We start from the raw sequence: 23204 nt of genomic DNA, 5'->3' as shown, positions 1-23204 counted from the left end.
CTCATGCCTGCATCTCTTTTTTCAGGAAGGCTTCAAACATCAGCAGGGACCAGATCGGGGCGCTGTAGTCGCGCCGGCCTGACAGGTGCTGCTCCACCAGTTCGCGCAGGAAGTCCTGGTTGAACATGCCGGTGTCGGCCAGGGTCGGCCCCAGCAAGGCTTGTTGCACGCGCTCGCGCAGTGGGCCGCGGAACCACGCCGCCAGCGGCACCGCGAAGCCCTGCTTGCGGCGGTACAGGATATCGTGCGGCAGGTACTTCTCCATCGATTTCTTGAAGATGTACTTGCCTTCGCTGCCCTTCAGCTTCATCTCCGGCGGCAGGCCGGAAATCCACTCGACCAGCTTGTGGTCCAGCAGAGGCACCCGCACTTCCAGCGCGTGCGCCATCGAAGCGCGATCCACCTTGGTCAGGATGTCGCCCGGCAGGTAGGTCTTCATGTCCAGGTACTGGATCATCGACAGCGGATCGTCGGTCGGCGATTTGGCCGCGTGGCCGCGCATCACGTCGATCGCGCCATAGCCCTGCAGGCCGGCGCGGAACCTGGGCGAGAACAGGCGTGCGCGCATGGCATCGGACATGATCGACACGCCGTGGAAATAGCCCTCCACCAGGTCGCGCGAGAGCGCTTCGAAAGTGGTCTTGGCGCGGAACACGCGCGGCGCCCAGTCGGCCTTCGGATACACGCGACCCAGGGTGCCGAACACCGGCTTGCGCAGCGCTTGCGGGATGCGTCCGCGCACGCTCTGCTCGGCCATCGCATAGCGGTAGCGGCGGTAGCCGGCCAGGTTCTCGTCGCCGCCGTCGCCCGACAGCGCAACTGTGACGCGCTTGCGCGCCAGCTGGCACACGCGATAGGTCGGGATCGCCGAACTGTCGGCATACGGTTCGTCGTACAGGTGGGCCAGGGTGTCGAGCAGCCCGTAGTCGTCGGTGTCGACGGTTTCCACGAAATGGTCAGTCTTGTACAGCTGCGCCACCTGTTGCGCGTATGCCGACTCGTCGAAGGCCTTGTCCTTGAAGGCGATCGAGCAGGTGTGCACGGCGCCTTCGTCAAGGCCGGCCATCATGGCCACCACGGCGGAGGAATCGACGCCGCCCGACAGGAAGGCGCCCAGCGGCACTTCGGCCATCAGGCGGATCTTCACCGCCTCGCGCAGGCGCTCCACCAGCTCGCCCTGGGCATCGCTCTCGGTCATCTTTTCGTGCAGCTTGAACGGCACGTCCCAGAACTGCTCCGGCGCCGCCAGCGGCGCGCCGACTTTCTGCGTCAGGCGAAAGCCCGGCGACAGCTTGAGCGCGCCTTTGTAGATGGTTTTCGGCTCCGGCACGTAGCCGTAGGCGAAATAGTCTTCCACCGCCTGCGGGTCGATCTCGCGCGGCAGCGAAGGATGCATGCGCAGCGCTTTCAGTTCGGAACTGAAGGCAAACCAGCCGTCCGGCGTCATGGCGTAGTACAGCGGCTTGACGCCCAAGCGGTCGCGCGCCAGGAACATCACCTGCTTGTTGCGGTCCCACAGGCCGATGGCGAACATGCCGCGGAAGTGGTGCACGCACTCCTCGCCCCACTGTTCCCAGGCGTGCACGATCACTTCGGTGTCGCTCTTTGTCTTGAACGTGTGGCCGAGCGCTTTCAGCTGCGCGGTCAGTTCGCGGTAGTTGTAGATCTCGCCGTTGTAGCAGACCATCACGCTGCCGTCTTCGTTGCCAAGCGGCTGCTGGCCGAGCGCGATGTCGATCACCGACAGGCGGCGGTGGCCAAAGCCCACGCCCGGCTCGATATACACATCGCCCTCGTCGGGCCCGCGATGATGCTGGGTGTCGTTCATGCGGCGCAGCAGCGCCTCGTCCACCGCGCGCCCGCCGCGCGCATCCATGATCCCTGTTATTCCGCACATGATGGTACTGGCTTTCTTATCTTGAGCTTGCGTTCGCACAAGCTGTCGTACATGTCCTGGTAACCGGCCACCATGGCCGGCATGCTGTACTTGCGCAGCACCCGCTCCCGGCCGGCCTGGCCGTGGCGGCGCGCCAGCGCCGGCGCTTCCACATAGTGCTTCAGCGCGGCCGCCATGGCCGCCGCGTTCGACGGCGGCACCAGCTGGCCGGTGATGCCTTTTTCGATCACTTCCGGTATGCCGCCCACGCGCGTGCCCACCACCGGCAAGCCGCTGGCCATGGCTTCCAGGGCCGAGCCGGGCGTGCCCTCGGCGATCGAAGACATGGCGAAGACGTCGAAGCTGCGCAGGATCTCGGGCACGTCGTCGCGCGCGCCCGGCAGCCATACCGCGTCGGCAATGCCGGCTGCCGCTGCCTTGTCGCGCAGCTTTTGCAGCAGCGGCCCGTCGCCGACAATCGCCAGCCGCAGGCGTTCGCTCTGCTGCGGCAGCAACTGGCGCAACAGCAGGAAGGCATCCATCAAGGTCGCGTGGTCTTTCACGTCCTGCACACGGCCGACGGCGCCGATCACGATCTCGCCTTGGTTGAAGAAGGGACGCGCCTCGCTGTCGCCGCGCACGCGGAAGCGCTCGGTGTCGATGCCGTTGGCCAGCAGGCGGCTCTTGGCGGGCGGCACGCCGATCACGTCGCGGTTCCACTGCTCCATGGCAGCCGAATTGGCATAGCACACGTCGTAGAACGGCAGCATCAGGCGGCGCAGGAAATTGTGCTTGCGGTTGCTGCCGTCTGGATCGGTGTGGTCACGGCCGTGGGCGCCGTTGACGCGCACCGGCACCCCGGCCAGCAGCGCCGTTGGCGCGTATTCGATGGCCGAGAAGTTATAGGTATGGAGCACGGCCGGCTGTAGCGCGCGCAACAGGCGCCACAGCACGCCATGCGTGGCGGGCGACAGGCCGGGTTGCTTGCCGAGGGTGTGCACGGCGACGCCGGGCTTGCTGATGCGCTTGACGAAGTCCGGGTTGACGCGCGTCAGGCAGACGATGGCGTGGCGGTATCGCTCGGCAGGCATGCGGTTGATGCGCTCGACCATGAGGTTTTCCATGCCGCCAAAATCCAGGGCATACGTCAGGTGGACGATGAGTGGGATGTCGTTCATGGCAGGGAATCAGGGACGCCGGGTGGCGGCCAACGCCTGGTCCAGCGGCTCGAGGTTGCTATCCAGGAAGGCGCGCATGGCGGCACGCGCCGCTGCCGGGTCTTCATCATAAGGCGCAAACACCATCACGGCTGCGCCATCGCCGTTGCCGGCCAAGAGCTTGCCCTTGATCTGCAGCAGCTTGCCGACGTAATTGCTGCTGGTCAGGCTGCCGTTGACCCAGTACCACTGCCACACGAGCAGGCGCCGCCCTTCAAAGCCCAGCATGGCTTCGCGCACGGCCATATGGCGGCCGCCGAAATTCTCGTCGCGCAGGCCCGAACTGTTTTCGTGGAACGCGGCCTTCTGCTGGCCGATGCGGTTGGTCGAGCTGACCAGCTTGGCGCTGCCCGGGGCGTCGCGGTAGAACAGCACAGTCAGGCCGACCGGCTGCTGGCCGGCAAAGAACTGGCGCAGCGTGCTGCTGGCCGGGGCATAGTCGGGCTGCCAGGTGGTGAAAGCCGGCCCGGCCGGGGTCGGCGAGGCCAGCGCCAAGCTGGCTGCCGGGGCGACCGCCGTGGCCTGGTCGGCGCGCGACGCCAGGGCCGGCCACACCGCCAGCACGGCCAGCACGGCGGCCACGCCGCCAGCCAGCGGGCGCACTGGCAGTGGCGGCGCCGGCCGCGGCGCGGCCGGGGCATTGTGCGCCGCCGGGCCGTCTTCGCGCCAGAAGCTGCCGACCCAGAACAGCAGCAGCATCACGATCCCGAAGAACAGCCAGCCGTAAATCAGGTGGTCGACCCCCACCGCCAGCGTCATGCCGCTCAGGTGGCCCATCATCACGATCATGTAGGCGCGCACGCCGTTGGCCGCGATGGGCACCAGCACCGAGGCCAGGATGAAGGCGGCACGGCGCCATGCAGTGCGGTAGCTCAAGTAGGAAAACAGGCAGCCGAGCGTGATCGACGAGATCAGGTAGCGCAGGCCGCTGCAGGCATCGACCACCGACCAGTTGCCGCTGGGGATGGCGAAGTTGTTCCCTTCGCGCAGGACCGGAATGCCGGTCAGGCGCAGCGCCTGGACGGTGAAGTTGGCGGTCAGGTCGATCAGCGGCGGCACCAGGCTTTCGCCGACCGGCACCGCGAACAGGAGGAAGGCCAGCGGGAACACCAGGGCGCCGGCAATGCGCTTGCCCAGCACGGCCAGCACGGTCAGCGGCAGCATGGCTGCCAGCGCGTACTGGCGCACGATGCCCACTTCGGCCAGATCGGCCAGCAGCCAGGCCGCGCCGCAGCCGGCCAGCAAGAGCAAGGCCGGCCAGCACGGCTGCAGCGGCAGTTGCTGCAGCGCCGCGCGCTCGCGCCACACCAGCCACAGGCTGATCGGCAGGATCAGGAAGCCGTGCGCAAAGGTTTCGGAGCGTTCCCAGATCTGGGCGACGCTCCAGGCGGTTTCATGGAACACCAGCAGCGGCAGCAGCATGACCAGCGCCACCAGCAGCGCATTGCGGGCGTCCGCTACAGGTCCGGTTGCCGCGCCGGGCGTCGCGGCTGGTCCACTGGAAGGCAAGGTATTCATGCTGGTGTCCATAGGGCTGGGGCTGCGCCAGCTTCCTGCGCAGCAGGGGTTTCGATCATGCGGTCCAGGGGCGCCAGCCGGGCATCCCAGCTGTAGTCCGCCACCACGCGCGCGCGCGCCGCGGCGCCAAGTGCGTCAAGCCCGCTTGCCGGGCCGTCCAGGGCAGCGGCGGCGGCGGCAATCCAGCGCGCGGCATCGTCAGCCAGCAGCAGTTCGCGCCCCACTTGCGCATCGATGCCTTCCAGCGCTTGCGGCGTCACCAGCACGGCTTTCGCCATCGCCATCGCTTCCAGCACCTTGTTCTGGATGCCGCGCGCGATGCGCAGCGGCGCCACCGACAGCGCGGCGTGCGCCACATAGGCCCGCACGTCAGGGACGGTCCCTGTCACGGTAATGCCGGGCCGCGCCGCCAGCGCCTGCACCTCTGCCGACGGGCGGGCGCCGACGATCACGAAGCGCGCCGCAGGATCGCGCTCGCGCAGGGCCGGCAGCACCTCGTCCGCGAACCATTGCACCGCATCGATATTCGGCCAGTAGTCCATGGCGCCGCAAAACACCAGCGCCTTTTCACCGGGCGCGTAGGGGTTGGCGTAGCTGCCCGGCGCGAAGAACGCCGTATCGACGCCGTTGCTGAAGGAGCCGATGCGCGCAGCGCTTTCCGGCGCCAGGCGGCGAAACAGTTCGGCCTCCGGCGCGGAAACGAAGAGCGAGGCGTCGAAGCTGGCGGCCACCTGGCGTTCATAGCGCAGCAGGCGGCTGGCTTCGTAGCTGAAGACCGCACTGGCCGGCCACGGCTTGCGCTCGGCGTACTGGCGCCATTTGTCGGAATCGACGTCGACCAAGTCGATCACCCGGCGCGCTTGGGGCCAGGCCTCGGCGTACTGCGCCATCGGCGAGGAAAATACCACGATGCGGCCGATGCCATGCCGGCGCATGGTGTCGTCGACCCAGCGCTGCATGCCGGCATGGCGGTAATAGTCGTAGGACAGGGCGCGGTTGCGCAGCACGGCGCCCAAGCTGCGCACGCGCGCGCTGCGCGGCGCCAGCGGCAGGAAATGCGACGAGGCGCAGGTCTCCTGCAGCACGGGCACGTGCTGCCAGTCGTCCGGATCGTCGACAAAGGTGGCCAGGTGCACGCGGTAGCGTTGCGCCAGATGCTTGAGCAAATGCCAGGAGCGTATCTTGTCGCCCTTGTTGGGCGGATAGGGCATGCGATGCACCAGCAGCAGCAGGTCTTCCACGATTTACCCCAGGTTCTTGACGATGAAAGGGCCGAGCGCATTGGCCAGCGGCAGCGGCATTGCCTTCCACAGCTTGATGAAAAGCTGGTATTTCGGGTTCAGCGGATTCACGTCCGGCAGCGCGTCGGCCGCGAACAGCTGGTATTCGTAAGGCAGCGGCTGGGCGGTGAAGCCCCAGTTCTTCTTGAAGTCAAAAGCGCCGGTGCCCTTCTTGCTGCGGCCAAAGTCGAACATGCGGCAGCCTTTGGCGGCCGCAGCCTGCATCAGGTTCCAGTACATGAAGTCATTGCCGGCCACCTCGCGCGCAAGGTCCATGCCGCCGCCGTAGTAGGGCAGCACTTCGTCGCGGAAGAAGAAACTCAGCACGCCGGCCACCAGCTGGCCGTCCTGCGTGATGACGCGCACTTCGCAGTCGTCCTTGAAGGTTTCCTTGAGCAGGGCGAAATACTTCTTCGGAAAGACCGGCGTGCCCAGGCGGTGCACGCTGTGGGCGTAGGCGGTGAACATGCGGTCGACGTTGTCGTCCACCTCGCCTTGCAAATTGAGCTTGATGCCCTTGCGCACCATCGCGCGCTGCTTGCGCGGGATGGCGTTCATGTTTTCTTCGTCGTTGCCGCTGATCGCCTTGCGGAAGGTGTAGTACAGGTCCTTGCCCTGCCATTTCGGGTCGCCGGGATGGGCCGGTGCATAGTTGCGGTATTCCAGGTGGCCCACGCCGAGCGCGGCGGCCAGCTCTTCGGCGGCCTGGTCCAGCAGCTTGCGCGCGGTGTCGGTGGTCGCTGCCACGCCGCCGTAGACGCAGAACGGCAAGGAGGCGAGGTAGTGGCCGAACATGCGGCTCTTCATGCGCGCCAGCGGCAGCACGCCGGTGATCACGCCGCCCTCTTCCACGTAGAAGAACCAGGTCGGGTGGCGGTAGCATTGCTCGATGATGGTCTGCCAGCCGCTGCGGTGGAAGAAGGTCGCTTCGGGGCAGGCCTGGACGAAGGCGTCCCAGCGGGCGCGCTCTTCGGCGCCGCTGCCGAGCAGCTGCACCAGAACCGGCAAGGCGGCAGCCGCGTCATCAGGGGCGGGCACTTGTGCCTGATCCTGGTTTACCGGTTTGCCGGCGGCCACTGCCAGCGCCGTCGCCGCTTCCGCCTCCGCCTTGGCCCGTGCCGCGCGGCGCTCGGCCGCTGCTTCGATAATCGAGGTCATTGCTGCCCCAGGAAAATGCGGTCCATGCGATCCCACGCGAAATCGCGCGTCAGGGCCCTGATGCGCGACTCCATGCGGTGCAGGTTGACGTAATGGCGGAAGCGCGTCTTCAGTCCCAGCCCTTCAGGGCGCGGCTGGCCCGGATCGAGCTCCCACGGGTGGCAGTAGAAGATGGCCGGCTGGCCGTCTTCCCTGTTCACGCGCCGCATCATGCCGCGCGACAGCGCATACGGCAGCAGGCGGAAATAGCCGCCGCCGCCGGCCGGCAGGTTGCGCTGGCCGATGCGCACGGTGGTGATCGGCACTTCCAGCAAGCCTTGCGCGCCGTTCGGGTGGAAGGCAAAGCGCGGCGCATCGGGCATGCCGTAATGGTCGTGCGCAATCGGGTAGATCGAGGAGCTGTAGCGGTAGCCCGCTTCCTGCAGCACGTCGAGCGCCCACAGGTTGCCCGGGCCGATCGAAAAGCTGGGCGCGCGGTAGCCGATCACCTGCTGGCCGCCGATGTCTTCCAGGATCTTCTTGCTGCTCGAGATATCGTCCATGAACTGCTCGCGCGACTGGTCGGAAGCGCGCAGGTGGCCATAGCCGTGGCTGGCCAGTTCATGGCCGCCGGCCACGATGCGCCTCACCATGTCCGGATAGCGTTCGGCGATCCAGCCCAGGGTGAAGAAGGTGCCCTTGGCCTGGCCGTCGTCCAGGACGGCCAGCACGCGGTCGATGTTCGCCTCGACCCGGCATTCGCGCTGCGGCCAGCTCTCGCGGCTGATGTGCGGCGCGAACGCCGACACCTGGAAGTAGTCTTCCACGTCGATCGTCATTGCATTGCGAACGGCCGCGCCCATGTTCAGCCCCGCGCCTTCAGCCAGTCCAGCACGATGGCGGCAATGCGCTCGGCGGCGCGGCCATCCCAGAAGTGCGGGATGCGGCCGGCCTTGCCGGCGCCGGCCAGCTGCGCCTCATAAGCCGCCCAGATATGCGCCGGGTCGTTGCCGGCAATGGTGTTGGTGCCTTCGTCGACAGTGATCGGGCGCTCGGTGTTGTGGCGCAGCGTAATGCATGGCGTGCCGAGCGCGGTGGTCTCTTCCTGGATGCCGCCGGAATCGGTCAGCACCACGCGCGCATCGCGCATCAGGCCCAGCATCTCGAGGTAGCCCATGGGCGGCAGCAGCAGCACTTCCGGGCGGTCCAGCAGGTGGCTCAGGCCGAATTTCTCGATGGTGGCGCGGGTGCGCGGGTGCACCGGGAAGATCACCGGCGTGCGTTCCGAAATCCTGGCGGCGGTTTCCAGCAAGCCTTGCAGCACGGCCTTGTCGTCCACGTTCGACGGCCGGTGCAGGGTCAGCACGGCGTATTCGCCCTTGCCTGCCTTGAAGTCCGGGCGCCCGGCGCCGGCCGCTATCTGCGGCGCCGGGATGGCGCGCGCCAGGTTGGCGCGCAGGGTATCGATCATCACGTTGCCGACGAAGTGCACTCGACCGCCGGCGATGCCTTCCCTGGCCAGGTTGTCGGCGCCGCTCTCCTCGGTGGTGAACAGCAGGTCCGACAGCTGGTCGGTCAGCACACGGTTGATTTCTTCCGGCATGGCGCGGTCGAAGCTGCGCAGGCCCGCTTCCACGTGGATCACCGGCACGCCCTTCTTGGCCGCCACCAGCGCGCAGGCGATGGTGGAATTGACGTCGCCCACCACCAGCACGGCTGCCGGCTGCACTTCATCCATGGCCGGCTCGAAGCGCTTCATCACTTCGGCGGTCTGCTGGGCGTGGCTGCCGGAGCCGACTTCCAGGTTGATGTCCGGGCTCGGGATGCCCAGCGCATCGAAATACTGCTGGTTCATGGCAACGTCGTAGTGTTGGCCGGTGTGCACCAGCAACGCCTCGACCTGCGGCTTGCGCTGCGCGAAGGCAGCCATGATGGGCGCCATCTTCATGAAGTTCGGCCGCGCGCCGACCACGCATAGGATTCGGAAGGCACTCATTCGTTGCTGTCCTGTTGGATATTGTAGGAGGACGGCGAACGCACGATCTTCTTCAGGATCGACAGCACCGACGTCAGCGATTTTTCGACGCGCATCATGCGCTCGTCCAGCACGGCCGGGTACTGGTTGCCGAAGCTGAGGCCGCCAGCGCCGGCGTCATGCATGGCCGCGCCATCGGCGCCGTCGGCAGCCGCTTCGGGCGGCGGCGGCTGGAATTCCTGCGCGATATCGCGGATCACCGTGTCGACGTCGGCATCGGTGAATTCCTGCATCTCTTCCAGGAAGCCCATCAGCAGCAGGCGGTCCATCAGGTGGTTGGTCTTGCGCGGGATGCCGCCGGTATATTCGAACACGGCAGCATAGGCAGCCGGCGTCAGGTGCGGGTTGCCGCGCCAGCCGACGGTGCGCATGCGGTGCTCGATATAGGCATTGCTTTCGCTGCTGTCCATCGGTCCCAGGTGGTAGGTCGCAATCACGCGCTGGCGCAGCTGCGACATGCCGGGACTGTGCAGGGTGGCGCGGAATTCCGGCTGGCCCAGCAGGAAAGTCTGCAGCAGCGATTTCTCGTCGGTCTGGAAATTGGACAGCATGCGCAATTCTTCCACCACTTTCGGCGTCAGGTTCTGCGCTTCGTCAACCACCAGCAGCGCGCGCTTGCCATCCTGCTCACACTGGCGCAGGAACGCTTCCAGGCGGGCCAGCAGGGTGGTCTTGCTGGCCGCATCTTCGCACGGCAGGCCGAAGCCGCCCACCACGCCGCGCAGCACGTCGTCGGAGCTGAGGTGGGTGTTGACCAGGTGGCACGTCACGATCTTGTCCGACGCGATCTGGTTGAACAGGTTGCGCACCAGGGTGGTCTTGCCGGCCCCGACTTCGCCGGTGATGACGATGAAGCCTTCGCCCTGCGACAGGCCGTACTCGAGGTAAGCCATGGCCCGCTTGTGGCCCTTGCTGCCGAAGAAGAAATGCGGGTCGGGCCGCAGGCGGAAGGGCTTGTCGCTCAGCCCGTAATAGCTCTCATACATGGGAACACCTTGATGCTTAGAATCTTGTTGTCAGTGTCGCGGACAGGGCATTTTCCGTGTACTTCTGGCCGCCCAGCCCGGTGGAACCGCGCACGTGGCGCAATTCCACGATGCCGGTGGTGCGCGTGCTGTAAGTGCGCGACAGGTTGAAGCGCAGGTCGCGATGGTTGCTGCTGCGCGCATCGCTCAAGGATTTGACGTTCGAGGCATTGGCCAGCAGGGTCGCCACCGTCTGCGCGCCCGGACGGTAGCTGATGCTGGCCATGCCGCCGACCTGCTCGGTATTGTCGTTCAGGGTGGCCAGCGTGTTGCCCAACAAGACGCTGTCGACCTGCTGGCTCGACAGCATCTGGCGCTTGGTCTTGAACACGCTGAAGGTGGAGGTGGTGCGCGCCAGTTGCCATGCCACGCCGGCGTTCAGCTGCTTGTTCAGCGAATAGCGGTTGCTCAGGAAGTTGACGCTGGTGGCCAGCGACTGCGGCAGGCCGGTCGACTGGATATACGCTTGCACCACGGCCGCACGCAACTGCGCATCGGGAATCTGGGCGCGGAACAGGTTGTCCAGCATGGCGGCCGTATCGATTGCCTGCGGCAGCACGAACTGGCTGCGCGTGGAGCTGACCGAATCGCTGTAGCCGATATTCCACACGGTGCCGCGGCTGCGGTGCTGCAGCGCCAGGCTGTAGCTGGGGCCGTAGAAGCGGTGGCCGGCCGTCGCCTGCACCGAGGTGCGCGCGGATGGCGTCCACTGCAGCGAGCCGCCATAGGCAGCGCCGGACTGGGCCCCGCCCACGCTGCTGAAATCGTAGCTGTCATAGCCGCCGTACACCCCGAGGTTGAGCTGCGGGGTGGCGACATAGCGCAAGTTCACATTGGCGGCCTTGGAACTGGTGGTCTGCTGCCGCTCGGCGCCGCCGCCGATGCGGGGCAGCTGCTCGTCGATCACCGAGCGCGACGCCGAGGCATCCCACAGGAAGCGGCGGAAGGTCGCGCCGCTGGCCAGCTGGGCGCTGATGGTATTGCCGTCGCTGCGGCGCATGCCGGCGTTGTCGGTGCTGACCGAGTCGTGGGTGTAGCGCAGCTGGCCGTTGGCAAAGGCGCCGAAACGGTGCACCAGGTAAGGACTGATGCGGTAAGTGCGCACCTCGGTACGGTTGGTGCGCACATAGTCGTTGCCGGCCTGCAGCGGGCCGAAGGCCGACGTGGCTTGCTGGTGGATGCCGGCCTGGGCATCGAGGTACAGGAAGTCCTCGAGCAGGCGCGACTTGAGCTGGCTGCTCAGGTCCTGGTTGTGGCGCTGGGCGCCGTTGCGGCGCGCCCCGGCATATTCATACAGGCTCAGTGCATAGTCAAGGCTGAAATCGAAACGCTGCGAGTGATTGAGCAACTGGAAGCCGGGCGTGAGCTGCAGCACCATGCCGCTGTCGGCGCGCTCATCGGCTTGCAGCCCGACATTGTCGGAATACGTGGCGCGCGCGGCAGCGGTGGGCGTGAAATCCCACGCGGCCTGCGCCGGAAACGCTGCGCACAAGCCCGCTGCCAAGGGCAGCAGGGCCAGGCGGCCGCGCTTAGCCATAGTGATAGTCATAGGTTTCGGTACCCGGGAATTCACGCGACTTGTTGTAGATCAGGTTGACGTTGCTCAAGCCCTCGAGCTGGCGCAGCGACTCCTTGACCGCGTGCTGGGTGGTGCGTTCCGACTCCACCACCATCACGATCTGGCCCATGTTCGAGGCCAGCACATGTGATTCGGAAGTCAGCAGCAGCGGCGGCGAATCGAAGATCACGATACGGTCCGGGTAGCGGTTCGCGATCTCGTTCACCAGGTTTTTCATCATGTGCGAGGCCAGCAGCTCGGTCGCGCGCGGCGAGCTGGTGCCGGCCGGCAGGATCGACAGGGTGTTGACATTGGTGCGCAGCATGACGTCGGCCATGTCGACATTATCGTCCAGCAGGATATCCATCAGGCCGCGCTGGGCCGGCAGGCCGAGCGTGCGCAGCACCGAAGGACGCGCCACGTCGGCGTCGACCAGCAACACGGTGTGGTCCAGTTCCATGGCAATGCTCATGGCCAGGTTGATGGCGCAGAAAGTCTTGCCTTCGCCGGGCAGCGAGCTGGTGATCATGATCAGGTTGCCCGGGTTGTCGCCCGGCTTGCGCGCGCCGAAGGCACGCTTGATCAGCGGGCGCTTGATGATGCGGAAGTCTTCCACCAGCGCGGTGCGGCCGCCGGCAGCGGTCACCAGGCCGGATTCGTGCATGCGCATCAGGTCCAGCTCCACGGTGTGGGTGGTGCGGCGGCTGGCGTCGCCGTGCGGCTGCAGGGTGGCCAGGGTCGGCATCAGCGGCGCTGCCGCCGGGGCCGGCGCGGCCGGGGCGGCAGCCGGAGCAGCCGCGGCCGGTGCTGGGGAAACGGTGGCCTCGGCAGCGGCGTCGGCAGGACGCGCTTGCCCAAGGCGATTGGCGGCTTTTTCAATAATGCTCACTTGTGGACTCCCTGGGTGTTGCGCAACTCAAGCGGCGCGCAGCAAGGTAACGGTCATGACACCGCCAAAGGCGGTCAGCAGCGAGGCCACGGCCAGGCCAAAGGCATACAGCCGGCGCCGGCGCGAGGCGCGCTGCTGCTCGGTCCAGTTCATGCCGATGGTGCCGAGGATCGGCACGCCGGTCACTTCGCGCAGGCTGTGCTGGCTGAGGAAGGTAGGACGGACCTGGCTCATCAGGAACGCACCGCCCAGTCCGGCCAGCAGGGCCGCCACGAACACGATCGCGTAGTAGCGCGGACGGTTCGGGCCGATCGGGGTTTGCGGCACGATCGGCGGGTCAATCACGCGGAAACTCATCATGTCGGTTGCCGAGCTGAGGTCGCCGGACAGCTTGGCCGCTTCGCGGCGCTGCACCAGCTTCTCATAGTTTTCCTTGTTGATCGCATAGTCGCGGTTGAGCTGGGCCAGCTGCGCTTCCACTTCCGGCGCTGCCGTGCTCTGCGAGCGCATGCGCTCCATGCGCGAGGTATATTCGCCGACGCGCGCCTTGAGCGAGGCCACGCGCGCTTCTTCCACCGACAGCGCCACGTTCATCTGCTGCAGCATCGGGCTGTAGCCCATGCCCGGGTCGCCGCTCTTGGCCGCCTTCTTCGCCTCGTCCTTCTTGCGCTGCTGCAGGTTGGCGATCAGGCGCTTGGCCGAGACGATGTCCGGATGCTCTTCGGTATATTGCATGCGCAGGCCGTCGAGCTGTTTTTCCAGCGTCGAGATGCGGCCGTCAAGTTCAGGGTTGGAAATATTGGTGGCATCGGCTGCCGGCGCCATGTCTTCGCCGGCAATCTGGCGCTTGATGGCATTGCGTGCCTGTTCCGCTTCCAGCAGTTCCAGGCGCGCCTGGTTCAGCTTTTCGGACAGGTCGCCCAGGTTGGTCGAATAGTCGGTGCCCTGGCGCGGCAGCAGGCCCATGTGGCGGATCTTGAATTCCTTCAGCGCATTTTCGCCGGCCGCCAGGCGCTCCTCGTACATCTTGATCTGGTCGTCGATGAACTGCACGGCCTTTTCCGAATCCTGCTTCTTGCCGCCGAAGGAACCTTCGACAAAGATGGTCAGCAGCGACTGCACCACGTCCTTGCCCAGCTTCGGGTTCTCATTGTTGTACGAGATGGTGTAGATGTCGTCGCGCTCGGTGCCGGTGACCTTGATCGCGGTCATCAGCTCGTCGACCTGGCGCTCGTGCTCCTTGCTGTCCTTGGCCTTGATATCCAGGTCCACCATGCGCAGCACGCGTTCCACATTGGGCCGGCTGATCAGGGTACGGCGCATGAACATCACCTGCTGCTCCACATTGGGCGTGGTGGTCATGCCCGCCATCAGCGGTTTCAGGATGCTCTGGGTGTCGACGTACACCCTGGCCGACGCCTGGTAGTCGCTCGGCAGGCGGTACACCACCGCCCAGCCGATGACGGCGACCAGCCAGGCAATCGCCACTGCATACCAGCGGTATTTCCCGATTGCCTTAAGAAAGGTCAACAGCAATGCCAAAATCTCTGCCATTTCGATCACTCATCCCTGGTTAGGCAGGCAAACTGTCGCAATGCCCACATCTAATATTGCCTAAATAACATCTAATCTCTATCATACAGCAGAACGCGCCGCCTGTTACTATTAATTTATGCTTGTTGCACCCCGCTGACGAAAAGAATTTAACATTTCCCCACGGCAATTCACCATTTTGGAGGCTGCATGGCCAAGCTGATTTCACTTTTCCTGGCAGCCTGCCTGTGCTGCGCCAATCCGCTGGCCGGGGCCGCGCCGCTGACGCGCACCATCGCCGCGGTCAAGCCCAGCGTGGTCGGCATCGGCACGTTCAACCGCACGCGCAGTCCTGCCATCGTATTCCATGCCACCGGCTTTGTGGTAGGTGACGGACTGTCGGTCATCACCAACGCCCATGCGGTGACGGCGCTCGATGCGGAAAAGCTGGAAACCCTGGGCATTGTCACCGGCAAGGGCGACCAGCTGCAGTTCCGCGAAGCGAGCGTGGTCACCATCGACCGCGCGCACGACCTGGTGCACCTGCGCATGAAAGGCACGCCGCTGCCGGCGCTGACCCTGGGCAGCAGCGACATGCTGGACGAAGGCAGCGACCTGGTGTTTACCGGCTATCCGCTGGGCATCATGCTGGGCCTGAACCCGGTCACCCACCGCGCCCTGCTGGCGGCGCAGACGCCGGCCATCTTGCCGACCCCGACTTCGCGCGGCCTCAATCCGCGCGCCGTGCTGCAGCTGCAGCGTGGCGCGCCGTTCACGATTTACCAGCTCGACGGCACGGCTTACCCCAGCAATAGTGGCAGCCCCGTGTATGATCCCGAAACCGGCACCGTGGTGGCGGTCATCAATATGACCCTGGTCAAGGGCATGAAGGAAAGCGCGATCACCGACCCCAGCGGCATCAGCTACGCGATTCCGGTGCGCCACGTGCACGAACTGCTGCAACAGGGTGGCGCACAGAAATAGAAGGTAAAATAGCAAGAACCGTGGTATAACAGGCAATGCCAAAAGGCAAACAAGGAGAATAATGTGAATATGCAAACCAAGCTGGCCCGCGTTCTCGCCGCGAGCGCCGTGGTCCTCGGCGCCTTGGGCCTGGGCGGCTGCTCCACGCCCCATGGCGGCGCCCCGGCCGACGCCGGCGTCGTGCCGCAAACCGATTACCTGATTGGCCCGGGCGACAACCTGAGCATCATCGTCTGGCGCAATCCGGAAGTGTCGCAAGTGGTGCCGGTGCGCCCTGACGGCAAGATCACCACCCCGCTGGTGGAAGACTTGCCGGCCAGCGGCAAGACCTCGACCGAACTGGCGCGCGACATCGAAAAAGCGCTGGCCAAGTTCATCCAGCAACCGGTGGTCACCGTCATCGTCACCGGCTTCGTCGGCACGTACGGCGAGCAGATCCGCGTGATCGGCCAGGCCGCCAAGCCGCAATCGCTGCCGTACCGCCGCGACATGTCGATCCTGGACGTGATGATTGCCGTCGGCGGCGTCACGGAATTCGCGGCCGGCAACAAGGCCAGCATCATCCGCATGGTCGACGGCAAGCAGCAACAGTTCACCGTGCGCTTGAACGACCTGATCAAGGATGGCGACATTTCCGCCAACGTGCAGATGCGCCCGGGCGATATCCTGGTCATTCCGGAGAGCTTCTTCTGACAGGAAGTAGCAGCTGGATAGTTTCCTGTAGGTGTCGATAATTCTTACAGTTCAAGATATGATTGCCCGCCGGGGGGTATCCGAGCCCCCCTTTCTGTGGCTAAGCACCTGATTTTCCAGCTGTTCCATAGGTGAAACTCGTATCTGGAACGGTACTTGCTTGTTCACTAAGTATCATGGGCGGCTGAGCTGCCCCACATAATTCGCAAGGACGACGACGTGGCCAACGAACAACAGCCAGGCAAGCAACTGAGCGCGAAAGGCGCTGCGCGCCGCCGCTTCACACGCGCCGGTGCCGCAGCATCCGGCGTTCTGCTGACCCTGCACAGCCAGCCGGGCATGGCGGCGGTCGTGTGCGCCGGGCCATCGGGCTTCCAGTCCGGCCTGGTCAGCGCCCGCCCCAACGACCCCGGCGCCTGCGCCGGCAAATCGCCAGGCGCGTGGAAAAACACCGACCCGGCGCCAGGCGGCAGCAGCAATGGTAACGGCAACGGCAAGGGCGGCGGCAAGAATCCGACGCCATCGCCGCTGCCGGACAAGGTCTGGCCGGCCGGCGCCTTGCCGACCGACCTGTTCCGCACCGTGTTTACCTGCAGCCTCGACATGAGCAGCACCTACGGTTCGGACAAGTGCAACCTGGACTATATCCTCGGCAACGAACCGACCTTCGACACCTACAAGCTGGGCGCCCACCTGGTGGCGGCCTACCTCAACGTGCTGGCCGGCCTGTCCGGCTTCCAGACCGTGCCGATGCTGCAAAACATCTGGAACGAGCTGCGCGATACCGGCTACTTCACCCCGACTGCCGGCGTGCAATGGGACGCCAAGCAAGTGGTCGACTACCTGGCCGGTACCATGGGTTGATGCCAGTGCAATGGCAACTGGTGCCGGGCCAGTCCCTGCTGCATCGCAGCTGGGACGGCAAGGTGGTGCTCTACAACGAAGTGTCCGGCGCCACCCACCTGCTCGACCAGGCAACCCTCGACTTGCTGCAAGCATTGCGCGACGGCGAACTGGCGCCTGAAGACTGGGCCGACCCCGAGCTCCAGCTGGCCCTGGCCGAATTGCGCAAACTCTACCTGGTGGAACCATGCTGAACGTGGCCTCGCTGGCGCCCGCTGCACTGCGGGCGCGCCTGGCCGGCGACGGCTTGCGCCTGCGCACCGGCCGCTTCAGCGTGCGCCTGCAAGCCGACATGCCCAGCGTGGCAGCCGGCATCGGCCAGCTCTATGGCGACTACCCGCTGCTGCAGGACGGCGATTTCGCCGATTTCCACCTGCAGCTGATGCGCCCGCGTTCGGCGCGCCGCTGGCTGCGCCCGCAAGTAAGGCTGCACTGCGACGGCTACGAAATGTTCCAGCCAATGCCGCTGCAGCATGCCTTCCCCATGTTTGAGTGGGGCTTGAACTGGTGCGTCTCGAGCCGCGCGCACCGCTACCTGATCGTGCATGCGGCCGTGCTGGAACGCCAGGGCCGCGCCGTGATCCTGCCGGCGCCGCCCGGCTCGGGCAAGAGCACGCTGACCGCGGCCCTGTGCGGCAGGGGCGGCTGGCGCCTGCTGTCGGACGAACTGACCCTGCTCGATCCCGAGAGCGGCCTGCTGGTGCCCAACCCGCGCCCCATCAGCCTGAAGAATGCGTCGATCGACATCATCCGCGCCTATGTGCCCGACGCGGTGCTGAGCACGCCGGTGCACGATACCACCAAGGGCACCGTGGCCCATATGCGCGCGCCGGGCGATGCCGTGCAGCGCGCCGCCGATTGCGCCCGGCCGGCCTGGATCGTCTTTCCCCATTACAGCGCCGGCGCCGCCACCACGCTGGAACCGCTGGCGCGCGCCGCCACCTTCATGGAACTGGCCGGCAACAGCTTCAACTACAGCGTGCTGGGCGCCGCCGGCTTTGACGCCCTCGGCCGCCTGGTCGAGCAGGCAGCCGGCTTGCGCTTCCGCTATAGTGCGCTGGATGACGCCCTGGACACCTTCGCCCGCCTCCATGAAAGCTGAGTTGCCGCTCCTGCTGCGCGCCCTGCGCGCGCCGCAGCAGCTGGCCGGCCTGCCGCCGGCCGGCTGGGACCTGCTGCTGCGCCAGGCCGCCAATGCCAACCTCAGCGCCACCCTGCATGACTGGCTGGAGCGGCACGGCGTGCTGGCGCAAGCCTTGCCGCAGGCGCGCGAGCAGCTGTCGTGGGCGGCCGTGATGGCGCGGCGCCACCGCCAGGCCACCTATTGGGAAATCCGCCTGATCGGCAAGGCGCTGGCCGGGCTCGGCGTGCCGCTGCTGCTGCTCAAGGGCGGCGCCTATGCCGCGGCCAACCTGCCGCCGGCCGCCGGCCGCCTGTTTTCCGACATCGACATCCTGGTGCCGGAAGACAGCCTGCCGCAGGTGGAAGCGGCCCTGATGCGCCACGGCTGGGTCGGCACCCACCATGACAGCTACGACCAGCGCTACTACCGCGAGTGGATGCACGAGCTGCCGCCGATGATGCATGTGCTGCGCCAGACCGCCATCGACGTGCACCACACCATCCTGCCGCGCACGGCCGCCCAGCGCCCCGATGCGCGCCTGCTGCGTGCCGCCGCGCGGCCGCTGGCCGACGCTGCCGCGCCGCCGGGCACGGCCATCCTGGCGCCGCTGGACATGGTGCTGCACAGCGCCACCCACCTGTTTGCCGACGGCGAGTTCGACAAGGGCTTGCGCGACCTGTGGGACCTGCACTGCCTGCTCACGCATTTCGGCGCCAACGAGCCCGGCTTCTGGGAAGGGCTGCCGGCGCGCGCGCGCCAGCACCAGCTGCAGCGCTTCATGTTCTACGCCCTGCGCTACAGTGCCGCGCTGCTCGGCACCGAAGTGCCGCCGGCCACCCTGGCCGCCATGGCGCCAGCCGGCCCGCCGCGCGCGCTGCTGGCCGTGATGGATGCGCTGTTCCTGCGTGCGCTGCTGCCGCACCATCCCAGCTGCCGCGGCGCCGGCGGCGCGCTCGCCGACTTCCTCTTGTATGTACGCGGCAACTGGCTGCGCATGCCGCCGCTGCGCCTGGCGCGCCACCTGTTCCATAAGGCACTTTTGACGCCCAAAAACTCGCAGGGTGCGGCCGCATAACGGCAGCAACTGCCAGCGCCGTCCCGCTACAATGGCTGGGACATCGCCTTGCATGGAGCCTGCATGCGACTCCCAGCCCTCGTGGCGGCCAGCCTGCTGGCCCACGCTGCCTGCGCGCAGAATGCCGCCACCCTGTACGAACAAGCGCAGCGCCTGGAACACGGCGAAGGCGTGGCGCGCGACCTGCACCAGGCCGCAGCGCTGTACTGCCGCGCCGCCCGGCTCGGCGCCCCCGATTCCCAGTACGCGCTGGGCTGGATGTATGCCAACGGGCGCGGCGTGGCGCACGACGACGGCGCCGCCTGGCGCCTGTTCGGCCTGGCTGCCGAACAGGGCCATGCGGCCAGCGCACGCCTGCAGGCGCTGCTGCCGGCGGCACCCGGAGCCGCGCTGCCGCCCTGCATGGCGCCCGATCCCGCGCTCGAGCTCGACCTGGCCTTGCCGCTTCCCGACTATACGGCGGCGTCGCCGCAGCTGCTGGCCCTGGTTGACAAGCTGGCGCCCGAATACGAGATCGAGCCGGCCCTGGCACTGGCCGTCATCGCTGTCGAATCCGGTTTCAACCGCAGCGCCGTTTCACCGCGCGACGCACGCGGGCTGATGCAACTGATCCCCGCAACCGCGTCGCGCTTTTGCGTGCTCGACGCCTTCAACCCCGAGCAGAACCTGCGCGGCGGCCTGGCCTACCTGCGCTGGCTGCTGGCGCGCTACAGCGGCGACGTCGCGCTGGCCACGGCCGCCTACAATGCCGGCGAGCAGGCAGTCGACCAGTACGGCGGCGTGCCGCCGTACGACGAGACGCGCGCCTATGTGCGGCGGATCGGCCAGCTGTACGGCAAATCCAGCCATCCTTACGCGGCAGCGGCGCCGCAGCGCTGTACACACCAGATAGCAATTCGATCACGCCGATGATATCCTTGCCCGATGGAATGGGACGCGATCATCATCGGCACCGGCATGGGCGGGGCGCCACTTGGCTATGCGCTGGCGAAGGCCGGGCAACGCGTTTTATTCCTTGAAAAAGGCAAGTCCCATCTGCAGCCGGGCGCGCTGACCGACAGCTACGCCGAAACGCATTTCCCCACGCCAGCCGCGCCGGGCCCGCAGCATCGCGCCACCTTGCAGCGCGCCGGCCGCTACAGCGACACCATCCGCAGCAATGCCGGCCCGCGCACCCAGCATTTCGTACCCTTCATCGGCAGCGGCACCGGCGGCTCCAGTGCGCTGTACGGCATGGTGCTGGAACGCTTCTTCCCCTCCGATTTCGCGCCGCGGGCACAGCACCCGGGCGCGGCCGAGGCGGCATTGCCCGAAGCCTGGCCGGTCGGCTACCAGGAACTGCTGCCGCATTACGCCGAAGCCGAACGCCTGTTCCGCGTGCGCGGCACGCCCGACCCGCTGCGCGCCGCCGGCAGCGGCGACTGGGCCGCGCACTTCCGTCAGCCGCCACCGCTGACGCCGGCTTCCGGCGAGCTGTTCGAGTTCTTCCGCCAGCGCGCGCTGCATCCCTACCGCCTGCCGCTGGCCTGCGAATTCGTCGACGGTTGCGCTGCCTGCCAGGGTTACCTGTGCGACCGCCAGTGCAAGAACGACGCCAGCCGGATCTGCCTGCAACCGGCCCTGGCCCAGCATGGCGCCACGCTGATGGACGAGTGCGAAGTGCTGCAGCTGGAAGCCACGCGCAGCGCCGTCACCGGCGTGGTGTGCCAGCAGCGCGGCCAGCGCCTGACCTTGCGCGGCAGGCAGGTCTTCCTGGCGGCCGGCGCGCTGGAGACGCCGCGCCTGTTGCTGCAGTCGAGCTCCCCCCACTGGCCGCAAGGCCTGGCCAACGATTCCGGCCTGGTGGGACGCCACTTGATGCGCCACCATATCGACCTGTACGTGATCAAGCCGCGCACGCCGGCCGGTTTCGACAACCGGCAAAAGGAATTCGGCTTCAACGACTTCTACCTGCGCGACGGCCAAAAGCTCGGCTCGGTGCAATCGTTCGGCCGCCTGCCGCCGGTGCCGGTGCTGGCGGCGTCGATGGAAGACGACCTGCGGCAAGGCGCCCTGCCCTGGCTGGCGCCCCTGTTCAAGCTGGCGCAACCGCTGGTCAAGCCCATCCTCAGGCAATTCGTGCACGAGCGCCTGGTGCTGGCCAGCACGCTGGAAGACTTGCCGTATGCCGACAACCGCGTCACGCCGGCCAGCGGCGATGCGCGCCTGGCGCTCGCCTACCGCGTGCGCCCGCATGATGCGGCGCGCATCGAGGCCATGCGCCGGCTGATGAAGGATGCGCTCAAGCCCTATGCCTTCGACCTGGTGAAGCAGGCCGACAACAACCAGCGCATTGCCCACGCCTGCGGCACCTGCCGCTTCGGCAGCGACCCGCGCAGCAGCGTGCTCGACGCCAGCAATCGCGCACACGGCCTGTCCAACCTGTACGTGGTCGACGGCTCGTTCTTCCCGTCCAGCGGCGGGACCAATCCCAGCCTGACCATTGCCGCCAATGCCCTGCGCGTGGCACGCCAGCTGACAGGAAAAGGAATTTACGATGATCAAGCTTGAAGATTTGCGCGGCCACTGGGCGCTGGTGACAGGCGCCTCGGGCGGCATCGGCGCCGAATTCGCGCGCGAGCTGGCGCGCAACGGCGTCAACGTGGTGCTGGTCGGGCGGCGCGAAGAGCGCTTGCAGGAACTGGCCAGGTGCGCGGTGCACGAACTGGGCGTGAAGGCTGAAGTCATACGCGTCGACCTCGCCAAGCCAGGCGCAGTGGCCCATGTGAAGGAACGGCTGGATGCGTTCGGCATCCGCATCCGCCTGCTATGCAATATCGCCGGCATCGGACGCTGGAACCGCCTCGAGCATTGGGAACTCAATGATTACCGCGACATGATCGAGGTCAACAACCGCGCCATGGTCGAGATGTGCTACCGCTTCCTGCCCGACCTGGCATCCTACGCGAGCAGCGCGGTGATCAATGTGTCCTCGCAGGCCAGCTACCAGCCGGTGCCCTACATGGCCGTGTATGCCGCCTCGAAAGCCTTCGTGCAAAGTTTCAGCCAGGCCCTGCATGGTGAATGGAAGGAGCGCGGCATCCTGGTGCAAACCCTGGTGCCGGGGCCGACCGACACCGAATTCGATGCCAAGGCCGGTGCCTACGCCAGCGCCCTGGTCGCGCGCGGCAGCACGGCCGAGGTGGTGCAGGCTTCGCTGGCCGGCCTGGCCAAGGGCGACCCGGTGGTGGCTTCGATCAAGGGCACCTACAAGCAGCGCTTCTTTGCCGGCCTGTTCCCGCACAGCATGGTGATCCGGGAAGTCGCCAAGATGTTCAAGCCGCCGCAGTAAGCAAAAAAAGGACGTACCCCTTGCCAGGGTACGTCCCCATTTTTTAGTTACTGCGGCAGCTTAGGCGCGGCGGCGCAGACGAGCCAGGCCCAGCAGGCCAATGCCCATCAGCAGCATGGTGCCTGGTTCCGGCACGCGGGTGAAGCGGTTCGAACCGTCCACCTTGAACAGGATGTCGTTGCCAGCCACCAGGTCGGTCGCGAACGGGTCGCCGTTATTGCTCGAGCCATTGCGGTGGAAACCGGTGGTGGTCGAGGTGTCAGCCGGGTAGTTCAGGCTCGACTGGAAATCAATGCCGAACAGCAGGCTGGTGACGCCTTCCAGGTAGTTGGCGTCAATGAAGTCGCCCGGCGACAGCAGGCCGGCGTGCAGGCGGGCGGAACCCTGGCCATTGTTAGGCGCCAGCAACTGGAACACGGACGAGTTGGTATCGATGGTGAGCAGGGCGATCATGATGCCGTCGTCGAAGCCCACGCCGGTGGCGGTGTTGGCGTTCTGGTTGGTGTCGAAGTAGATCGCGACTTGGTTCTGGCCCGGGGCCAGGTTGAAGTTGGCGGTGGCGGTGCCGCCTGGGCCTGGCACCACGCTTGACACCACCTCGGTCATGCGGGCAGCGATGGTGATCTCGAACAGGCCGTCGGCCGAACCGTTCGCTTCACCGTCCAGCCTGCCGCCCAGGGATGGGCTGCCGGTGCCGCCGGCCTTGCCCACCAGGGTTGCCTGGTACAGGAAGTCGAACTTGGTGCCAACCGCCAGCGGCGAACCGAAGGGGCCAATGCCTTTGGCCAGGCCGCTGCCGGTTTCGGCCCAGTCGAGCGAATTGACATTGGTGGCCAGCACGTTGGTGCCGTCCTTGATGGTGAAGGGGGTGATCACGTCTGCCTGTGCAGCACCGGCAGCGAACAACAGGCCGGCTACAGTAGCGAGCGGGAGCAGTTTGCGGAAAATCTTCATTGATTGACTCCTGAGTTAAAAGGGGCTGTCTGACCTTTTGCTGCTATCTGGCCTTGCAGCGGGCACAAGCTCC

Annotated in this window: 21 protein-coding genes; 9 read left to right on the top strand and 12 right to left on the bottom strand. The window is 66.4% G+C overall.

Annotated elements, in window-relative coordinates; all coding sequences use genetic code 11:
• Position 1: 1 nt before the first annotated feature.
• The 11 genes from ACN9MZ_RS02820 to ACN9MZ_RS02770 are packed head-to-tail and all read right to left on the bottom strand — an operon-like array spanning position 2 to position 14089.
• Complete coding sequence (locus ACN9MZ_RS02820) at positions 2-1897, bottom strand: XrtA/PEP-CTERM system amidotransferase (RefSeq protein ID WP_426340810.1); 1896 nt, start codon at positions 1895-1897, stop codon at positions 2-4.
• A complete protein-coding gene (locus ACN9MZ_RS02815; RefSeq protein WP_426340809.1) occupies positions 1885-3054 on the bottom strand; it encodes a TIGR03088 family PEP-CTERM/XrtA system glycosyltransferase in 1170 nt (389 codons plus the stop codon). The genes ACN9MZ_RS02820 and ACN9MZ_RS02815 overlap by 13 nt, the downstream gene beginning before the upstream one ends.
• A gap of 9 nt (positions 3055-3063) precedes the next feature.
• A complete protein-coding gene (gene xrtA / locus ACN9MZ_RS02810) occupies positions 3064-4611 on the bottom strand; it encodes an exosortase A (protein WP_426340808.1) in 1548 nt (515 codons plus the stop codon).
• Complete coding sequence (locus ACN9MZ_RS02805) at positions 4608-5852, bottom strand: TIGR03087 family PEP-CTERM/XrtA system glycosyltransferase (RefSeq protein ID WP_426340807.1); 1245 nt, start codon at positions 5850-5852, stop codon at positions 4608-4610. The genes xrtA and ACN9MZ_RS02805 overlap by 4 nt, the downstream gene beginning before the upstream one ends.
• A 3-nt stretch (positions 5853-5855) precedes the next feature.
• Positions 5856-7049: a FemAB family XrtA/PEP-CTERM system-associated protein gene (locus tag ACN9MZ_RS02800; RefSeq protein WP_426340806.1), complete on the bottom strand. Its 1194-nt coding sequence runs from the start codon at positions 7047-7049 to the stop codon at positions 5856-5858.
• The gene (locus ACN9MZ_RS02795) at positions 7046-7891 is read right to left on the bottom strand and encodes an XrtA system polysaccharide deacetylase (RefSeq protein WP_426340805.1); all 846 of its coding nucleotides are present in this window, start codon (positions 7889-7891) and stop codon (positions 7046-7048) included. Before ACN9MZ_RS02795 ends, ACN9MZ_RS02800 begins: the two co-directional genes overlap by 4 nt.
• Before the next feature lie 2 nt (positions 7892-7893).
• On the bottom strand, positions 7894-9024 hold the full coding sequence (gene wecB / locus ACN9MZ_RS02790) for a non-hydrolyzing UDP-N-acetylglucosamine 2-epimerase (protein ID WP_426340804.1): 1131 nt from the start codon (positions 9022-9024) through the stop codon (positions 7894-7896).
• Positions 9021-10049, bottom strand: a complete 1029-nt coding sequence (locus tag ACN9MZ_RS02785; protein ID WP_426340803.1) for an XrtA/PEP-CTERM system-associated ATPase — start codon at positions 10047-10049, stop codon at positions 9021-9023. The genes wecB and ACN9MZ_RS02785 overlap by 4 nt, the downstream gene beginning before the upstream one ends.
• Before the next feature lie 16 nt (positions 10050-10065).
• Complete coding sequence (locus tag ACN9MZ_RS02780) at positions 10066-11637, bottom strand: TIGR03016 family PEP-CTERM system-associated outer membrane protein (RefSeq protein ID WP_426340802.1); 1572 nt, start codon at positions 11635-11637, stop codon at positions 10066-10068.
• Positions 11618-12535, bottom strand: coding sequence for an XrtA-associated tyrosine autokinase (locus tag ACN9MZ_RS02775; RefSeq protein WP_426340801.1), 918 nt, complete (start codon positions 12533-12535; stop codon positions 11618-11620). Before ACN9MZ_RS02775 ends, ACN9MZ_RS02780 begins: the two co-directional genes overlap by 20 nt.
• Positions 12536-12562: 27 nt before the next feature.
• A complete protein-coding gene (locus ACN9MZ_RS02770) occupies positions 12563-14089 on the bottom strand; it encodes an XrtA system polysaccharide chain length determinant (protein WP_426340800.1) in 1527 nt (508 codons plus the stop codon).
• Between the two features lie 189 nt (positions 14090-14278).
• Between ACN9MZ_RS02770 and ACN9MZ_RS02765 the strand changes: the two genes are divergently transcribed.
• The 9 genes from ACN9MZ_RS02765 to ACN9MZ_RS02725 all read left to right on the top strand — a co-directional run bounded on the left by ACN9MZ_RS02765 (position 14279) and on the right by ACN9MZ_RS02725 (position 22177).
• Positions 14279-15052 carry a S1 family peptidase gene (locus tag ACN9MZ_RS02765; protein ID WP_426340799.1) on the top strand — a complete coding sequence of 258 codons (774 nt, stop codon included), beginning with the start codon at positions 14279-14281 and terminating at the stop codon, positions 15050-15052.
• 69 nt (positions 15053-15121) lie between these two features.
• Positions 15122-15745, top strand: a complete 624-nt coding sequence (locus ACN9MZ_RS02760) for an XrtA/PEP-CTERM system exopolysaccharide export protein (RefSeq protein ID WP_426342855.1) — start codon at positions 15122-15124, stop codon at positions 15743-15745.
• 219 nt (positions 15746-15964) lie between these two features.
• On the top strand, positions 15965-16609 hold the full coding sequence (locus tag ACN9MZ_RS02755; RefSeq protein WP_426340798.1) for a hypothetical protein: 645 nt from the start codon (positions 15965-15967) through the stop codon (positions 16607-16609).
• Positions 16609-16842: a hypothetical protein gene (locus ACN9MZ_RS02750; protein WP_426340797.1), complete on the top strand. Its 234-nt coding sequence runs from the start codon at positions 16609-16611 to the stop codon at positions 16840-16842. Before ACN9MZ_RS02755 ends, ACN9MZ_RS02750 begins: the two co-directional genes overlap by 1 nt.
• Positions 16836-17750 (top strand): HprK-related kinase A, encoded by a 915-nt coding sequence (locus ACN9MZ_RS02745; RefSeq protein WP_426340796.1) that lies wholly within the window; start codon positions 16836-16838, stop codon positions 17748-17750. Before ACN9MZ_RS02750 ends, ACN9MZ_RS02745 begins: the two co-directional genes overlap by 7 nt.
• Positions 17740-18846, top strand: coding sequence for a nucleotidyltransferase domain-containing protein (locus ACN9MZ_RS02740; RefSeq protein ID WP_426340795.1), 1107 nt, complete (start codon positions 17740-17742; stop codon positions 18844-18846). Before ACN9MZ_RS02745 ends, ACN9MZ_RS02740 begins: the two co-directional genes overlap by 11 nt.
• A 63-nt stretch (positions 18847-18909) precedes the next feature.
• The gene (locus tag ACN9MZ_RS02735) at positions 18910-19758 is read left to right on the top strand and encodes a lytic transglycosylase domain-containing protein (protein ID WP_426340794.1); all 849 of its coding nucleotides are present in this window, start codon (positions 18910-18912) and stop codon (positions 19756-19758) included.
• Positions 19759-19770: 12 nt separating this feature from the next.
• Entirely contained in the window at positions 19771-21396 is a 1626-nt protein-coding gene (locus ACN9MZ_RS02730) for a GMC oxidoreductase (protein ID WP_426340793.1), read from the top strand.
• Positions 21383-22177, top strand: coding sequence for an SDR family NAD(P)-dependent oxidoreductase (locus ACN9MZ_RS02725; protein ID WP_426340792.1), 795 nt, complete (start codon positions 21383-21385; stop codon positions 22175-22177). The genes ACN9MZ_RS02730 and ACN9MZ_RS02725 overlap by 14 nt, the downstream gene beginning before the upstream one ends.
• A gap of 60 nt (positions 22178-22237) precedes the next feature.
• Here the strand turns inward: ACN9MZ_RS02725 and pepA are convergent, their stop codons facing one another.
• Positions 22238-23131 carry a flocculation-associated PEP-CTERM protein PepA gene (gene pepA, locus ACN9MZ_RS02720; RefSeq protein WP_426340791.1) on the bottom strand — a complete coding sequence of 298 codons (894 nt, stop codon included), beginning with the start codon at positions 23129-23131 and terminating at the stop codon, positions 22238-22240.
• Positions 23132-23204: the final 73 nt, after the last annotated feature.

Source organism: Pseudoduganella sp. S-14 (genome assembly GCF_049913285.1).
GTDB lineage: Bacteria > Pseudomonadota > Gammaproteobacteria > Burkholderiales > Burkholderiaceae_D > Rugamonas.
The sequence above is the reverse complement of the archived record's forward strand: the minus strand, read 5'-3'. Positions and strand labels throughout refer to the sequence as shown.

Coding starts and splice junctions, on each gene's coding strand:
- ACN9MZ_RS02760 (WP_426342855.1), top strand. CDS start 15,122: ATGCAAACCAAGCTGGCCCGCGTTCTCGCCGCGAGCGCCGTGGTCCTC.
- wecB (WP_426340804.1), bottom strand. CDS start 9,024: ATGAGTGCCTTCCGAATCCTATGCGTGGTCGGCGCGCGGCCGAACTTC.
- ACN9MZ_RS02780 (WP_426340802.1), bottom strand. CDS start 11,637: ATGACTATCACTATGGCTAAGCGCGGCCGCCTGGCCCTGCTGCCCTTG.
- ACN9MZ_RS02730 (WP_426340793.1), top strand. CDS start 19,771: ATGGAATGGGACGCGATCATCATCGGCACCGGCATGGGCGGGGCGCCA.
- ACN9MZ_RS02725 (WP_426340792.1), top strand. CDS start 21,383: ATGATCAAGCTTGAAGATTTGCGCGGCCACTGGGCGCTGGTGACAGGC.
- ACN9MZ_RS02770 (WP_426340800.1), bottom strand. CDS start 14,089: ATGGCAGAGATTTTGGCATTGCTGTTGACCTTTCTTAAGGCAATCGGG.
- ACN9MZ_RS02795 (WP_426340805.1), bottom strand. CDS start 7,891: ATGGGCGCGGCCGTTCGCAATGCAATGACGATCGACGTGGAAGACTAC.
- pepA (WP_426340791.1), bottom strand. CDS start 23,131: ATGAAGATTTTCCGCAAACTGCTCCCGCTCGCTACTGTAGCCGGCCTG.
- ACN9MZ_RS02745 (WP_426340796.1), top strand. CDS start 16,836: ATGCTGAACGTGGCCTCGCTGGCGCCCGCTGCACTGCGGGCGCGCCTG.
- ACN9MZ_RS02815 (WP_426340809.1), bottom strand. CDS start 3,054: ATGAACGACATCCCACTCATCGTCCACCTGACGTATGCCCTGGATTTT.
- ACN9MZ_RS02820 (WP_426340810.1), bottom strand. CDS start 1,897: ATGTGCGGAATAACAGGGATCATGGATGCGCGCGGCGGGCGCGCGGTG.
- ACN9MZ_RS02785 (WP_426340803.1), bottom strand. CDS start 10,049: ATGTATGAGAGCTATTACGGGCTGAGCGACAAGCCCTTCCGCCTGCGG.
- xrtA (WP_426340808.1), bottom strand. CDS start 4,611: ATGAATACCTTGCCTTCCAGTGGACCAGCCGCGACGCCCGGCGCGGCA.
- ACN9MZ_RS02735 (WP_426340794.1), top strand. CDS start 18,910: ATGCGACTCCCAGCCCTCGTGGCGGCCAGCCTGCTGGCCCACGCTGCC.
- ACN9MZ_RS02800 (WP_426340806.1), bottom strand. CDS start 7,049: ATGACCTCGATTATCGAAGCAGCGGCCGAGCGCCGCGCGGCACGGGCC.
- ACN9MZ_RS02740 (WP_426340795.1), top strand. CDS start 17,740: ATGAAAGCTGAGTTGCCGCTCCTGCTGCGCGCCCTGCGCGCGCCGCAG.
- ACN9MZ_RS02750 (WP_426340797.1), top strand. CDS start 16,609: ATGCCAGTGCAATGGCAACTGGTGCCGGGCCAGTCCCTGCTGCATCGC.
- ACN9MZ_RS02765 (WP_426340799.1), top strand. CDS start 14,279: ATGGCCAAGCTGATTTCACTTTTCCTGGCAGCCTGCCTGTGCTGCGCC.